Annotated in this window: 1 protein-coding gene; it reads right to left on the reverse strand. The window is 36.1% G+C overall.

Annotated features, from left to right (window positions below; translation table 11 throughout):
• Positions 1-379 (reverse strand): DeoR/GlpR family DNA-binding transcription regulator (locus KH400_RS22210; protein WP_217228341.1); only part of this gene is annotated, 379 nt, incomplete at both ends.

Below are 379 nucleotides of genomic sequence, written 5' to 3' on the forward strand. Positions count from 1 at the left end.
GGGTATATTAGACAATCCATTAGTAACAACAACAACTTCTCTTCCTTCTAAAAAAGGAATCATTTCAACTGTACTTGTACCAGCATCAAGGAAGATGCAGTCTCCTTCGTCGACTAAAGAAGCAGCCTTTTCGGCAATCTTTTTCTTTTCTTGACTGTTTTTGATCGTTTTCTCTGCAACTGTCGGTTCTTCTAATTTCTTTTGAAGAAGTGTCGCCCCTCCGTGAATGCGCTTTAATTTATTTGCTTTTTCAAGATCGGTTAAATCTCTTCTAATTGTTGATTCCGATGCATTCGTCTCATCAACTAATTCTTGCATTTTCACTGTAACTCTTTCTTTTAATAAAGAAAGGATTATTTCATGTCGTTCAATTGTGAGC

The sequence above is a fragment of the Desertibacillus haloalkaliphilus genome (assembly GCF_019039105.1).
Lineage (GTDB): Bacteria > Bacillota > Bacilli > Bacillales > KJ1-10-99 > Desertibacillus > Desertibacillus haloalkaliphilus.